The following is a 14289-nucleotide window of genomic DNA, read 5'->3' as shown; positions in this document are numbered from 1 at the left end:
AAATACGGATCAGTGGGCAAGGGCAATCCATTTGCAGCGGCAAACAATGCACGACGCGCAGCGGCCAGTGTGACGATCATCACAATATCCGCGACATTGCGTTACGGCTGCTAAGCTTCGACCTTGCAGCGCCCGAGTCACTCATGGGTCGGGCGTTGCGCGTAGCCATGGAGTACGACTTCAGTATCCATATCCACTCCATCGGGGTGGCCAGCGATTGTCGGTAACCTGCACGGAGGCAGGCAATGGTGATCAAACACGTTGGCAATTCGAGTGCCGAGGGGGTTCCCGAGCCGCTCGATCGTGAAGAAATGGAGCGCGTGCTGGCGTTGCTACTGGCCAGTCCGGTGTTTGCCAAGTCCCGGCGAATGGGCAGTCTGCTGCGCTTTCTGGTCGAGCACGACCTTCAATGTTCGAACACGCCGCTCACCGAGCATGCCATCGGTCTGGCGGTGTTTCGCCGAGATCCGGCGGTTTACTGCACGGGCGACGATCCGGTGGTGCGGGTGCAAATGGGCCGATTGCGGCGCAAGCTCGCGACGCATTACACCACCACGGGTCAACTGGACCCGGTGCACCTGAGCATACCGCCCGGTTGTTATCGCTTGGCGTATCAGCGGCTCAGGCCCAAGGGCGTCGCGACTCGCCATCCAATACTGCAAATTCAGCCGTTTACCTGCATCACCCGCGACGGCGATGACTTTACCCGTGGCCTGAGCGAGGAGTTGAGCTGCCGGTTATTCGAGACGTTCGAACAGACGCAAAGCCGCACCAACCACGTGTTGATGAAGGTGGCGCGCAGCCGTGTCAAAGCCTCGGACGTCATGCGGGCCGGGCGCGGCAATTATTCGCTGGAAGGCAGCGTGCGGGTGGAGCCGAGCCGTGTCCGCACCTCGGTGCGCCTGATTGATGTGGCTCAGGGGCGGATTCGCTGGTCGGAGCAATTTGATCGCAATCGGCCTTATGGCATCGCCACTCAGGAAGATCTGGCGGAGTCGATCTGTCGCTCGTTGACCGGGTATTTCTCCCGGGGAGGCGGTGATGTTTCGTGAATGAAAGGGGCAACCGCGAGGTTGCCCCTGGTGTGACTTTTACACCGTTTTCCATTTACCGTCTTCGTAGAGGCGGGTCGCATCGTTAACGGTGGTCAGGTCGATTTCAATGGCCTTGGACCGCGAAGTGCTGAACATGGTGCTGGTCTGCACGTTCTGCTCGAACCACACGAGAATGGTCTCGACAGGGGTCAGAACGGTGTTGCCGGTGACCACCTGGTTGGTGGCAACGTAGATCGGGGTGCTGACTTGCTTGCCGTCGATGCCAACGGACAATTGATTGATGCCGGGGTGGATCGGCCCGTATTCGTTGTCCAGGGTGATGGAAATGTCAGGGCCACCGGTTACCGCCTGCCCCAACAAACCTTCCGCGCTCAGTATCGATTGTTGCCCCAGGCCGATCGTGACGATGTTGGTCGACACCTTCACCGTCACATCAGCCTGAAAAGTATTGGACCCGAACAGCTGGTACTGAGGTGTCCAGCTGAAGCCGTTGTTGCTCAGGTATTTGTCATAGGACTGCCAAACGACGTTGTAGGCTTCGTTGCCGACTTTCTTGGCGAAGCACAGCTTGTAGCCTGACTGCTTGAGCAGCGTCAGGTCATCGGGGGCGATCTCGATCGTGACTGACTTTTGCGTGGCCGCCAGGGTCGACGTCAGCACCTTGCTGTAATCCGACGCTTTCAGGGCCGTGGGGGCCAGACTCTGGAACGATTTGAGGGCCTCTTGCACATCATTGTGAAGTTGCAGAGTTTTCTTGCTTACAGCGCTCGACTTACTCATGGCTTTCCTCTTCCTTGGTTGTGTTAGGCAATCAATGCGCAGCGGGCAACGTATCAGCACCCTCTAAACCCATTGACGGCTTCACTGTAGGCGGGAGGGGCAGGGCGGCGAAGTATCTCGGCGTTACAGGCGGGAGGGGCATGAACCGGGTGCAAATCCTGGAGGTAACAGTCAGCGTAACGAGGTTGTATCAAGTGAGTCGCGGCACGAAACAGCAGGGCGGCCGTTCGACCGCCCCGCCGTGGCCTCAATGCGCCGGTGTGCTCACCTTCGCGTCGGCCCAGACAAAGTTCCAGCTGGTGCGCTTGCCTTTGGCAATCTCGATCAGCTTGTTCTCATACGTGGTGTGATTGACCGTGCCGGTGTAGGTCAGCTTGCGCGCGGCATTGGTCCCGGTGACCTCGCCCGGTTTGCCGCCAGACTCGACCATGGCCTTTTTCAGGTCGGCTTCAGATGGGGCACTGCTCTGGTTTTTTTCAACGGTTACAAAACTCATGGTGTCACCTCTTCCGTGATGGGGGGATCGGCGCACAGCAGGGCCGATGGGACTTCATGTCCCCGCCAGACACCGAAGGCCATACTTTATTGGCCTGCCGAGCGACGCAGAAGTGACAACACGGCCGCTAAGGTAACAACACGCGAACAGGCTGATCGACTGATGTAACAGCGACGTATCAGACAGCGTCGTCACTGCGCTTTCCAGTGACCACCCCCCGATTCGCAATCAATCCTGGCCTGGTTCAAGTGTTCCGCATCGTAGTAATACGTGGTGACTTGAGCATTGTCGGGAATGTTGAACGAGGTGCTGTTTTTGTCCTTGCTGGTGGAATGAGGATTGGCCAGCGATTCCTGAGTCAGCGTCGCAATGCAGGTGGCTTGATAGTGGTCGCCGCATTGTTCGACTTTTTTCTTGGTGCTGGTGAGCATGTCCTTGCTTTCGTTGCTGCATGACCAATCGATGGCGTTGACCGGCATGCCTTCGTACTCATAGCAACTATGGGATTCGATGACCGGAACGGAAGGGCTTTGGGAGTGGGTCAGGACATCGCAACCTTCGGCCATGACCAGGCTGGGGCAAAGGCAGGCGAGCAGAAACAGCCATTTACTGTTCATCGGGATTTCCTCTGCAATGGCGCTGCTCGTGGCGACGATCAGCGCTTTAGGATTTCGAAAACACGATGAGGGCCGGGGTTCAATCGGCTTGGCGATCTGCCGGGTCACTGGCCAATAAAGTGACGGATCGCCGCGATGGTCTGAGTCGGCGCTTCTTCCATCAGCCAATGCCCCGCACCGGGGATCACCACTTCTGTCACGTTGTCCGCCGCGTTGCGCATCACGATGGATTCGTTATTGCCGAAGGATTTCTCTCCACCGACAGCCAGTACCGGCATGGTCAGTCGCGTTTTCATTGACGCCTCGTTGTCCACCGCGTCCTGACGAATGCTGCGGAACTGGGCGAAGGCCGCATGCATGACGCCGGGACGGGCATAGAGTTTGGCGTAATGCTGGCGGGTGGCTTCATCGACTTTGCTGCGGTCGCCCGCAAACTCGTTCCAGAAACGATCCAGATAAATGCGTTCACGACCGGCGACCAGGCGTTCGGCATCCGCTCCGCCGAAGTCGAAATGCCACAGCATTGGTGAACGGACAATGTCGTTCCAAGGCGGAATGCCCGGTACGGGCGCATCCATTACCACCAGGCGGTCAGTCAGCTGCGGATACCGCGAGGCGTAGGCGAAGGCGACCATGGTGCCGATGTCGTGACCGATGATCACCGCATGTTCGATACCCAGCGCGGCCAACACGCCTCGAACATCACCGGCCTGGGTTTTCTTGTCGTAGCCGCCGTCGGGGATCGACGACAAGCCCAGACCGCGTAAATCCGGGACCACGACGGTGTGGTCACGGGCCAGATCGGCTGCCAGCGGCGCCCACATGTCGCCGGTGTCGCCGAAACCATGCAACAGCACCACGGCAGGGCCTTTGCCGCCGACGCGGACATGGATTTTGGCGCCTTCGACCGGGATGTCTTGCGTGCGAAAACCGGCGGGAAATGGCGTCACCCCGGCATGGGCCGGGATGCCTAGCGCCAGCATAAAAACGGTCAACAGGACGCGGATCATGGTGCTGCCCCTCTCGGAGTCCGGGAAGTCCCCAGGCAATGAAGATGAGCGTAGACCGTTTGATCATGTTTGCCGGGCCCTCTCCGGGGGGCGAGAGGGCCCGTTTGCCTTCAGGTGTGATGAATTTCCCGATCCTTGGTTTCCGGCAGGAAGAAGGTACCGAGTATGGCCGTCATCACGGCGATGACGATCGGGTACCACAGCCCGTAATAGATATCGCCCGTGGCCGCGACCATGGCGAACGCCACCGTCGGCAGGAAGCCGCCGAACCAGCCGTTGCCGATGTGGTAGGGCAGCGACATCGAGGTGTAGCGGATGCGCGCCGGGAACAGTTCCACCAGCCAGGCGGCAATCGGGCCGTAGACCATGGTCACGTAGATCACCAGGATCGTCAGGAGCAGCAGCACCATCGGGTAATTGGTCTTGGCCGGATCAGCCTTTTCGGGGTAGCCGGCCTCCTTGAGCGCTGTGCCGAGGGTCGCGGCGAAGGCGTCGTTCTTGGTCTTGAAGTCGGCGGCCGGCATGCCGGTGCCCTCGAAGCTCTGAATGACTTTGTCGCCGATGCGCACCTGCGCGACGGTGCCCGGTTCAGCCTTGAGGTTCTTGTAGGGTATGGCGCGTTTCGCCAGTACGGTCTTGGCGAGGTCGCAGGAACTGGTGAATTTGGCCTTGCCCACCGGGTCGAACTGGAACGAGCACAGCCCCGGATCGGCCACCACCGTGACCGGGTTCTTCTCCTGGGCGAGGAACACGTCGGGGTTACCGTATTGGGTCAACGCATGGAAGATCGGGAAGTAGGTCACTGCCGCCAGGATGCAGCCGGCCATGATGATCCCTTTGCGGCCGATCCGGTCGGACAGGCTGCCGAAGATGACGAAGAACGGCGTGCCGATCAGCAGCGAACCGGCAATCAGCAGGTTGGCGGTCTGCGGGTCGATCTTCAGTGTTTGCAGCAGGAAGAACAGCGCGTAGAACTGACCGGTGTACCAGACGACGGCCTGGCCGGCGGTGCCGCCGAGCAGGGCCATGATCACGATCTTGAGGTTGTCCCAGCGCGCGAAGGATTCGGTCAGCGGCGCCTTGGAGGACTTGCCCTCGGCTTTCATTTTCAGGAACACCGGCGACTCGCTGAGTTGCAGGCGGATGTACACCGAGACGATCAGCAGCAGGATCGACAGCAGGAACGGAATCCGCCAGCCCCAGGCCTCGAAGGCTTCGGTGCCCAGCGCGGTGCGGCAAGCGAGGATCACCAGCAGCGAGAGAAACAGCCCAAGGGTGGCCGTGGTTTGAATCCACGAGGTGAAGTAGCCGCGCCGGCCCTTCGGTGCATGTTCGGCCACGTAGGTCGCCGCGCCGCCGTACTCACCGCCCAGCGCCAGGCCTTGCAACAGGCGCAAGGTGATCAGGATGATCGGTGCCGCCACGCCGATGGTCGCGTAGCCGGGCAGGAAGCCCACCACGGCCGTGGAAAGACCCATGATGACAATGGTGATGAGGAAGGTGTGCTTGCGCCCGATCATGTCGCCCAGCCGGCCGAACACCACGGCACCGAAAGGGCGAACGGCGAAGCCTGCGGCGAAGGCGAGCAGCGCGAAGATGAACGAGGTTGTCTCGTTGACACCGGCGAAGAAGTGCTTGGCGATAATCGCCGCGAGGGACCCGTACAGGTAGAAGTCGTACCATTCGAACACGGTGCCCAGGGAGGAGGCGAAAATGACCTTGCGCTCCTCCTTGGTGATCCCGTGGTTGGACGTGCTGCCCGTGGTTGCGTTGTCGATTGCGGCCATGAGTCTTCTCCGTCTTTCTTGTTATAGGCCGGAGTACCTCACTATCGTTTGCCGCACCCAGGCCCTTGGGCTGATGTCGTCGGATTAAACATTGCGCGAAGCCTGCACACAGGCTGGCGGCCTCGCATCGCTGCAGGGTTTCTAGAAGCATAATCGGCTTCGCGCAGATATCCACTGGCCAACCCGTTCAACCCCGCGCAACCATTCGTTTAATCAATAATCACCATCAAGGAATGCGAGTTCTGTTTTTCTGTCATGAGAGGAAGATAACGTCATACCGAAGTCGCCTCTGAAGGAACCTGCGCGATGAGAATCTCTACCTTGTTGGCGCTTGTCGCCGTATTGACCGCCGGCGTTGCCGCCACCGTACCGGCTTATGCGGCCGATCCGTCCTGTCATTTCCTGCCGATGGGCGACAGCACCGCCAGCTTGCAGCGCACCCAATCGGTGGGCGTGCTGTACAGCGAGAACACCCTCAACACGATCCAATACCTTGAGCAGTACCATGCTGTGGCACTGAACGGCGCGAAGAACCCTGCGCTGGATTCGCGCATCAGCAGCGCCTTCGTCAAGAGCTCCGATCCGACACTGGCGATCAATTGGCTCAAGGGCTCGCTGCAAAAGGAATTTGCCTCGGTGACCGTCTACGATAGCCTCGACGCTGTGGTGCAAGCCCATCCTGACGTCGTGGTGATGCTGGACACCTACAGCCGTCTGGTGTCCAAGCGCAATAACCAGGTCGAAGCACGCTTCCTCGCCAAGTTCTACGATTCGAACCTGCAGTACATCGGCAAGGCCGAAGGATCGCGGGAACAACAGATGCCTTCGGTCTGGGTGCATGGCAAGGCCGCTCCAGAGATCGCTGCGCAGATAGACCAGCAAAACGTGGTGCAGGTCGATGCGTTGAAGCAGTTCGATGCTTCGCTGAAAGTGTTGGTGACGTCCGCAAGCAGGGGGCAGGTTGCCGCTAACTGACCCTCGTTGCGCCGTTTATCCCAACTCTTTTAGAAATGCCGAAGCCGCAAACCCATCGATCAAGCCATCACCCTGAAGATCAATACTCGACCACTCGGGATTGACCGGTTTCGCCACGACCAGCTGCCTGGGCTTCAGGCTACCCAACACGCTGTACTCGGTGCCGGGACCACCCCGCAGTCTCAGACTGGTTCGCGATATCACCTCATGGGTGGGCGCAGAGACAGCCGTCGGGACTGACGACGTTTCGACAGGGACAACAAACGCGCCGAAATCACTCTGTTGAGGATTGATGAGGTTGTAGTCGAGGCCCAAACCGCACAATGTGGCTTCTGGTGCCTTTTGCTGAATGTTGTAGGCGCCATTCCTGATCGCGTCTTTCGTCCCCCTGAACCCCGATGACATCGCAAGCCAGACCAGCGAGCACAAGTTGTTCTTCGACAACGCAGCCGCGGTGGCTCCCGAGCCATAGACGCCGACCCGATAGGCCGGCTGGCTGCCGGATATCTCTTCGAAGGCCCGTTGGATGCCCTGGAAAAAAGGAATGATGCTGCCGGTGATTTCAGCGGGGTTGGCATCGAAGTCCACGGAAAAATAGATCCCCGACCCCTCAGGTTGCCCGATGTCGTTGCTGGCATAGCGGTAGGCCCTGCGTCCTGCTTCATAACCTTTGGCGTCCGAGAAGTCGTCTGCGCTGTTTTGTCGTTGCTGGAACACCACGGCAATGTTCATTCCCTGGGCACAAATGGATTGCGCTTCCATCAGCGTTAAACACTTGTCGGGAAAACTTACCGAGTTGCTGAAGTTGTAGTAGCGGATGATGGTTTGAACGTTTTCTTTTGCCAGGCAGCTAAGTTTTGCCGTCGTTTTATAGGGCGTGTCGATAATGAGCATGATCAATGTCCTTTGGCGAGTCTTGCGCTTTTCCGATGCGGCCGAGTGATATTTATTCGGCCCTTTGGATTAATGAAAAGCGCGTTTAAGAAACTCGTCAATGCAGGCACGTGTTACTTTTTACGAGAGGTGTAATAAGTTTGAGTCAGTGTTAAGCGAGTGCAACAAAGTTTGATAAGAAAATGAGACTGGCGGGTTTTATATTACTGAAGTTACAGGCGCACACGTGTTTTTAAATCTTACCGGGCCCATGACCCGGTAAGTGTCAATTATCATCAGCAGTAACGAACTCCCACCGCGCAACGCCGCACCGTACGCCTTGCCACTCCAGCCACGCTGACCGGTGTGAGAGGACGCCCGACGATGGCTTCGGCCGGAGAAATAACACTGTGAATGCCTGGGATCGACAGGGTTTCTCCGAGTTCGAGTGCGGCGCACAGAACGAACGTCACCGCCAGCAAGCCAGCTGTTTTTATCAAGAGCTTCATTTGGCTTTTCCTCGCACAAAGTTTTTCGGCAAGTCATCCCCGTTGGGCAGGTCCTTCAACTCCATTTTCTTGGCGTTTGTCGTGTTATTGAAGGCAAAGTCGTCTGCGGCCACTTCGGTGCCACTTTTCCAGTCCCTGATTTCAATGCTGTATTGCGGACCGCCCGCCACTTGCTTGGAGGTAATGACGTAGCGGCAAGGGTAGGGACGCTCGCCTTGGGCGATCCAGATCTGCCAATCCACGTCCTTGGCCCTGAACGCCAGGTGGTCGCATTCGACGCCGCCAATCACACCGCTGCCCAAATCCTTGATGTCATTGACGCCCTCCATCAGTTGCGCTGCAGGATTGTCGACAAAGAGGTCGGCGCCCGGTAAGGGGCGGTTGTACTTGTCCCTTAATTCGTTAATCAAATGATCAATCGTGCCAGGGGCTTCAACCTGGGTATAAGCGTTTGCGTTTTTGCCAAACAGGGTCAGGGTCTTGCCGTCGAACAGCATCTCGACATCGGCGAATCCGCCCGTGCGCGTGGAACGGATTTTGTCAGGCCGGTTAATGATGACCGTGCCGGACGCCGCCACTGTGAGTTTCTGTTTTTCTCGGGTGACGACTTCAAGGTCCGTGTCGTAGTTAAACGATATGTTTTTTTGCGCTGACATATAGTCGGACATGTTCTTTAGCAGGCTTTTGGCGCTTGCATCATCGGCCTGCGCAATGACCGGATACCCTAATCCAATCATTAACCCAAGTCCTGCGCACGCTATAAGGGGCGCCGATGAGTTGACTAACTTTCGGGCGATCTTTTCCATGTAGTTCACCACTGCAAAAGGGCTGGATTGGCCAGCTTGGACTTATAACGCTAGTTCAACATCGGCCATCCGCCGGGTATTACGCGACCGCTCATCTGCCTTTTTCCTCCTCGCCAGACAATTCGTTGCGATTGTGTTTACAGGGCTGCTTGGCTAATCTTGCACAAACACGCAAAAACAGGCATGAACATGCAAGATCAGCATTCGACAGTCGAGCTTCCTTCGGTGCGCCGGCAAAAAATCCTTCTGCTCCTGGAGCGTGACGGCAAGGTCATGGCTTCGGAGTTGAGCCAGCATTTTGCCGTTTCCGAAGACACCATTCGCCGCGACCTGGCGGAACTGCACGCGGCTGGCCTGGTGCAGCGCGTGCACGGCGGGGCGCTGCCGCGTCCAAAGGACACCGGCAAGGACTTCTTTACCCGGGTAAACGAAACCGATGAGGTGAAAACCCGCCTGGCGCAACTCGCGGCCAGTCGAGTGCACAACGGCCAGATTGTGATGTTCGATTCGGGCAGCACGACGCTGCAGATCGCCCGGTCGTTACCCTCGGACATTGTCATCACGGCCATGACGGCATCGCCGATGATTGCCATCACGTTGGCCGAATACACGGGCATCAAGGTGATCCTGGCCGGTGGCCAACTCAATCCGGCGACGATGTCTGCCAGCGGACATGAAACGCTGCGACTGATCGAGAGCATAAAGGCTGATCTGCTGTTCACCGGGGTCTGTGCGATCCACCCGGAAGTCGGCATCAGCTCGCTGCATTTTGATGAGGTGCCGGTGAAACTGGCGATGCTCGATAGCGCATCCCAGGTGGTGGCGGTGACAACTGCAGACAAACTGGGGGCGGTCGAGCCTTTTGTGGTGGCGCCGTGCAATCGTATTCACACGCTGATCACCGAGCGGCAAGTCGCCTCGGGCGATATCGGGGACTATCGAAAGCTTGGCCTTGAAGTGGTGCAGGCGGACGATTGAGCCAGGGACGCGCTATCAGCCGTGGCCCAGGGCGATGGCAAAGGACACAACGATCAAGCACGCAAACGCAAAATTTATGTTCATGACGCTATCGCCCGAATTATTAGAAGTCGCGCTATCTTGAACACGCCGCAGAAAAATAAAAAATTCGGCTTCATGATGTAAAAGATCGAGGGAATTGATAGTTGCTCCCCGTAGATGCTTCTACACCAGGTATTTACGAAACCAGGCCACCGTCCTGTCCCACGCGAGTTTCGCTGCGGCTTCATCGTAACGAGGTGTGGAGTCGTTATGAAAACCATGATTGCAGCCGGGATAGATATACGCCTCGTATGTCTTGCCCGCCGCTTTCAACGCTTTTTCATACGCCGGCCAGCCTTCATTGATGGCCTTGTCCAGTTCGCCGTAATGCAGCAGCAGTGGCGCCTTGATTTTCGGCACATCCTCGGACTTGGGCTGGCGACCATAAAAAGGCACGGCTGCCGCCAGCTCCGGATAGGCCACGGCAGCGGCATTGGCGACACCGCCGCCATAGCAGAAGCCGGTAATCCCGAACTTGCCCGTGGCGCCATCCAGTTTCATCAGCCATTCAATGGCGGCGAAAAAATCATTCATGAGCTTTTCAGGATCGACCGTCGCTTGTAACTCGCGGCCTTTGTCATCGTTGCCGGGATAACCTCCCACCGAACTCAGGCCGTCGGGGGCGAGTGCAATAAATCCCGCTTTGGCGACGCGCCGGGCGACGTCTTCGATGTAGGGGTTGAGCCCACGGTTTTCATGCACGACCAGCACCGCCGGCACTTTGCCGGTGGCTTTGGCGGGACGCACCAGATAGCCACGGACATTGCCATGGCCGTTGGGCGAGGGGTAGCTGATGTACTCGGCGAGGATGTCCGGGTCAGTGAACTCCACTTGTTCGGCCAGCGCGTAATTGGGGCTCAGGGTGGCGAGCAGAGCGCTGGCCGTCAGGCCGCCCAAGGTGAACAGCGCCGCCCGGTCAAGAAACTCGCGCCGGTTGATTTTGCCATGGGTGTAATAGTCGTAGAGCTCAAGCAGTTCCGGTGCGAAGTCTTTGGCGGTCAGGCGTTCCATCGGTGCACTTCCCATGGGTCCAGGCTTTGAATCAGTAAAGCAGTATTTAGCGCATTGGACACCTCATCCACACCGCACTGCATCGTTCGCCACAACCCGGCCAGATCGCCGGGCGTGGATCACTCACTGACCTCGGCTCATCAATGCCCACCCACCACCAGATGGCTGAACGGCGCGACATACGCCTGCAACGTGACCAGGCCACCGACCAGAATGGCCAGCACAATGGAGTGGAAGAACACGTAGCGCAGGATTTCCCCTTCATGCCCGTACCAGCGAGTCGCCGTGGACGCCACTACGATTGACTGGGCGTCGACCATTTTGCCCATCACCCCGCCGGAGCTGTTGGCTGCGGCCATCAACACCGGGCTGAGTCCCAGTTGTTCGGAAGTCACCCGTTGCAAGCCGCCAAACAGCACGTTGGAGGCCGTGTCCGAGCCGGTCAAGGCGACGCCGAGCCAGCCGAGCAGGGTGCCGAACATGGGGTAGAAAATCCCGGTGGCGGCGAAGGCCAGGCCCATGGTCGCGTCCAGTCCCGAGTAGCGGGTGAGGAAGCCCAGGGCCAACATCGCCGCAATGGTGATCAGCGAATAGCGCACCACCCACAACGTTCGCAGGTATTGGCGGGCCAGTTGCGGGATCGAATAACCCATCAGCAGTCCGCCGACGATGGCCGCCAGGAGGATGCCGCTGCCAGTGCTGGTGAACCAAGTGAATTTATAGATCGCTTCCTCGGTTTTTGGCGCAGGCACCACCGGTGGAACCTTTTCCACTTGCAGGTGCAAGGTGGTGAAGGTCACGGCCGGGGCGAACACCGGATTGGCTTCGCGCAGCGGTTTGCCTTGTGGGTCGAGCTTGGCTGATTGGGTGGCCGGGTCGATTGCCGGGCGGGTGTCGAACATGTTTTTGAAGCCTTGGGTGCCCCAGGCGAAAACGAAGACGGTGAGGATGATCCACGGCATCCACGCACGCATCACCGCCGGTTTTGCATCGCTGGCAAAGGTGCCGCTGATTTCGGGTTTTTGCTCATGTTCGGCGTCTATTTTTGAAGTGTCGACACGCCCCGACAGCGCGGCGGAGGTGTGCACCGTGGCCGGTTTCCAGACTTTCAGGAACAGGGTCAGGCAGGCCATGGAGATCAGTGCGGCGATCACGTCGACCAGCATCGGCCCGTGGTAGTTGGACACCAGGAACTGTGGCACGGCAAAGCTGACACCGGCGACCAGGATGGCCGGCCAGATTTCCAGCATCTTGCGCCAGCCGGCAAAGGCCCAGATCAGCCAGAATGGCACCAGCACCGAGAAGAATGGCAATTGTCGGCCGACCATCATCGACAGTTCCATTTCATCCAGCCCGGTTACCTTGGCCAGGGTGATGATGGGCGTGCCCAAGGCGCCGAACGCCACGGGCGCGGTGTTGGCAATCAACGCCAGGCCGGAGGCCGCCAGGGGTGAGAAGCCCAGGCCGATCAGGATTGCGCCCGTCACCGCCACCGGCGTGCCGAACCCGGCAGCGCCTTCGAAGAACGCACCGAAGCAGAAAGCAATCAGCAGCAATTGCAGGCGTCGGTCGTCGGTGATGCGCGCGAGGGAATCCTGCAACACTTTGAACGAGCCGTTCTCGGTGGTCAGCCGGTGCAGGAAGATAATGTTGAGCACGATCCAGCCAATCGGCAGCAGACCGTTGGCGGCGCCGAACAGCGCCGCCGTGCCGGCCATGTTCGCGGGCATGCCGAAGGCGAAGATGGCGATCAACAAGGCAGAACCAAGGGCCAGCAATGCCGCCAGATGCGCCTTGATATGGAAAAACGCAAGGGATGCCAGCATCACCACAACCGGCACTGCGGCCATGATGGTTGAGAGCACCGGGTTACCAAAGGGATCGTAGACTTGCTGCCAGACCATGTTCCACCTCTGCTTTTTATTGTTGGTAGTGCAGGCCCCGCGCGGGGTTGGTGGAATGGAGTATAGGTGGCATTGCGCCGCTGTCCTGTGAGGCTCGTGGCCGGTAAACCGCCTGCCGGCGGCCAGTGAAAATCCTGGTCGAAGTTCTACTACGCTCAGAAAGAATGACGGCAAACCCTGCTATCCACGACGAGAGGGAGACAGCGATGACTGAACGCCATGAGGAACACAAGGAAACGCTTTCCAACGGATGCAGGATCGCGGTGACAGCCGAGATATTGAGGGACGGCTCCCTGAAGATGTTCATCGGCGTTTACCGGCCGGACGGCTCGGTAATTGAAGAGGACGAGCATCCGTCCCCACACCTGCTGGACATGGAGGCCGCTTTGGAGTGGGCCATCGAAAAAGCCAAAGAGATCGGCAACAGACAACATACGTTGTAAGAGCGGCGAATCACCGCTCTCGCTATCGCCGTTATTGCGCACCGAACATGGCTGTCCAGTAGATCCCGGCATCACTCTTCGGATCGACTGCGTAGGCGGCGCCCAACTCGCGGTATTGCGGGTTCATCAGGTTGGCGCAATGACCGGGGCTGGCCAGCCAGCCATCGACGACCTTGCGCACGGTGTCTTGCCCGGCGGCAATGTTCTCGCCGACTTGCTGGCCGCTGTAACCTTCCAGTTCGGCACGGTCCCCGGGTGTGCGGCCATCGCGGTCCTTGTGGTCGAAGAAGTTGTTATTGGCCATCGCCCGCGAATGTTTTTCGGACGCAGCGGCCAATGTCGCGTTCCAGGCCAGCGGCGAGGTTGCGGCGAACGGTTGACCGCCACACTGGCGAGGTTGGCTGCGAGCGGCGTTGAGCATTTCCAGCAGCTTCTGGCCTTCTACCGTGGCGTCGCCCAAACGTGCGGTCAACAGTGGACGCGCCAACACGATGCGCCAGTCGCGCCCCTCATGGCTGACACCGACGTCGATGAATTGCGGGTTGAGCACCACCTGGCAAAAGCTCTCTTTGATCGCCGCCATGGCGGACGCCGCATCACGCGGTCCGGACATGCTGATCGCCTGTACGTTCACCATCGGGTACGACGCACGGGCCATCGCCTGCTGCAGATCGACGTTACCGGTGGGCGACAAGACCAGGCGCGCGTCGCTCGTCAGCGGTGGCAGTTCCGAAGAGGCCTGATTGGCGCAGCGCTGCGCCTGGCTGCGGTAAACGTTGATCGACTCGACCAGTTGCGAATCCTCGGTTGCCACGGCGGTGGCGGCAAATGCCAGGCCCAACGGCAACGCGACAAGATGCAAAATGGATGACGGAACGCGCATGGAAATCCCCTTTGACTGAGTGCGCCCATAATGCGCGAACTCACCCCGTTCAAGGCAATGGCTTTTTGCAGATTGTTGCTT

The 14289-nt window shown here is 58.7% G+C and carries 15 protein-coding genes; 4 read left to right on the top strand and 11 right to left on the bottom strand.

Going from position 1 to position 14289, the window contains the following annotated elements; genetic code table 11:
* Positions 1 to 245 precede the first annotated feature (245 nt).
* Complete coding sequence (locus tag ACM6I0_RS13435; RefSeq protein WP_414922507.1) at positions 246 to 1052, top strand: hypothetical protein; 807 nt, start codon at positions 246 to 248, stop codon at positions 1050 to 1052.
* A 39-nt stretch (positions 1053 to 1091) separates the two neighbouring features.
* Here ACM6I0_RS13435 and ACM6I0_RS13430 read toward each other — a convergent pair whose 3' ends face one another.
* The 5 genes from ACM6I0_RS13430 to ACM6I0_RS13410 all read right to left on the bottom strand — a co-directional run bounded on the left by ACM6I0_RS13430 (position 1092) and on the right by ACM6I0_RS13410 (position 5745).
* The gene (locus ACM6I0_RS13430; protein WP_414922506.1) at positions 1092 to 1835 is read right to left on the bottom strand and encodes a hypothetical protein; all 744 of its coding nucleotides are present in this window, start codon (positions 1833 to 1835) and stop codon (positions 1092 to 1094) included.
* Between the two features lie 247 nt (positions 1836 to 2082).
* A complete protein-coding gene (locus tag ACM6I0_RS13425) occupies positions 2083 to 2331 on the bottom strand; it encodes a hypothetical protein (RefSeq protein WP_285436294.1) in 249 nt (82 codons plus the stop codon).
* A 191-nt stretch (positions 2332 to 2522) separates the two neighbouring features.
* A complete protein-coding gene (locus ACM6I0_RS13420) occupies positions 2523 to 2948 on the bottom strand; it encodes a hypothetical protein (protein ID WP_414922505.1) in 426 nt (141 codons plus the stop codon).
* A 104-nt stretch (positions 2949 to 3052) separates the two neighbouring features.
* Positions 3053 to 3958, bottom strand: coding sequence for an alpha/beta fold hydrolase (locus ACM6I0_RS13415; protein ID WP_414922504.1), 906 nt, complete (start codon positions 3956 to 3958; stop codon positions 3053 to 3055).
* Between the two features lie 110 nt (positions 3959 to 4068).
* Positions 4069 to 5745, bottom strand: coding sequence for an MFS transporter (locus ACM6I0_RS13410; protein ID WP_414922503.1), 1677 nt, complete (start codon positions 5743 to 5745; stop codon positions 4069 to 4071).
* A 306-nt stretch (positions 5746 to 6051) separates the two neighbouring features.
* Between ACM6I0_RS13410 and ACM6I0_RS13405 the strand changes: the two genes are divergently transcribed.
* Positions 6052 to 6720 (top strand): ATPase, encoded by a 669-nt coding sequence (locus ACM6I0_RS13405; RefSeq protein ID WP_414922502.1) that lies wholly within the window; start codon positions 6052 to 6054, stop codon positions 6718 to 6720.
* A 15-nt stretch (positions 6721 to 6735) separates the two neighbouring features.
* Here the strand turns inward: ACM6I0_RS13405 and ACM6I0_RS13400 are convergent, their stop codons facing one another.
* The 3 genes from ACM6I0_RS13400 to ACM6I0_RS13390 form a co-directional block, all read right to left on the bottom strand.
* Positions 6736 to 7614, bottom strand: a complete 879-nt coding sequence (locus tag ACM6I0_RS13400; protein WP_414922501.1) for a glycoside hydrolase domain-containing protein — start codon at positions 7612 to 7614, stop codon at positions 6736 to 6738.
* 275 nt (positions 7615 to 7889) lie between these two features.
* Entirely contained in the window at positions 7890 to 8102 is a 213-nt protein-coding gene (locus ACM6I0_RS13395; protein WP_259154351.1) for a hypothetical protein, read from the bottom strand.
* Positions 8099 to 8908, bottom strand: a complete 810-nt coding sequence (locus ACM6I0_RS13390; RefSeq protein WP_259154353.1) for a DUF2092 domain-containing protein — start codon at positions 8906 to 8908, stop codon at positions 8099 to 8101. Before ACM6I0_RS13390 ends, ACM6I0_RS13395 begins: the two co-directional genes overlap by 4 nt.
* A 189-nt stretch (positions 8909 to 9097) precedes the next feature.
* Here ACM6I0_RS13390 and ACM6I0_RS13385 point away from each other — a divergent pair, with 189 nt between their 5' ends.
* On the top strand, positions 9098 to 9886 hold the full coding sequence (locus tag ACM6I0_RS13385) for a DeoR/GlpR family DNA-binding transcription regulator (RefSeq protein ID WP_414922553.1): 789 nt from the start codon (positions 9098 to 9100) through the stop codon (positions 9884 to 9886).
* Positions 9887 to 10090: 204 nt separating this feature from the next.
* Here the strand turns inward: ACM6I0_RS13385 and yghX are convergent, their stop codons facing one another.
* Positions 10091 to 10978, bottom strand: coding sequence for a YghX family hydrolase (gene yghX / locus ACM6I0_RS13380; protein ID WP_414922500.1), 888 nt, complete (start codon positions 10976 to 10978; stop codon positions 10091 to 10093).
* A gap of 140 nt (positions 10979 to 11118) precedes the next feature.
* Positions 11119 to 12882 carry an L-lactate permease gene (locus ACM6I0_RS13375; protein ID WP_414922499.1) on the bottom strand — a complete coding sequence of 588 codons (1764 nt, stop codon included), beginning with the start codon at positions 12880 to 12882 and terminating at the stop codon, positions 11119 to 11121.
* A 206-nt stretch (positions 12883 to 13088) separates the two neighbouring features.
* Between ACM6I0_RS13375 and ACM6I0_RS13370 the strand changes: the two genes are divergently transcribed.
* Entirely contained in the window at positions 13089 to 13325 is a 237-nt protein-coding gene (locus tag ACM6I0_RS13370; protein WP_414922498.1) for a hypothetical protein, read from the top strand.
* Positions 13326 to 13356: 31 nt separating this feature from the next.
* On the opposite strand, the gene ACM6I0_RS13365 is transcribed toward ACM6I0_RS13370, so the two are convergent.
* On the bottom strand, positions 13357 to 14208 hold the full coding sequence (locus tag ACM6I0_RS13365) for a CAP domain-containing protein (RefSeq protein ID WP_285436278.1): 852 nt from the start codon (positions 14206 to 14208) through the stop codon (positions 13357 to 13359).
* Positions 14209 to 14289 lie beyond the last annotated feature (81 nt).

It is taken from the genome of Pseudomonas sp. IT-P294 (genome assembly GCF_949767865.1).
GTDB lineage: Bacteria > Pseudomonadota > Gammaproteobacteria > Pseudomonadales > Pseudomonadaceae > Aquipseudomonas.
The sequence above is the reverse complement of the archived record's forward strand: the minus strand, read 5'-3'. Positions and strand labels throughout refer to the sequence as shown.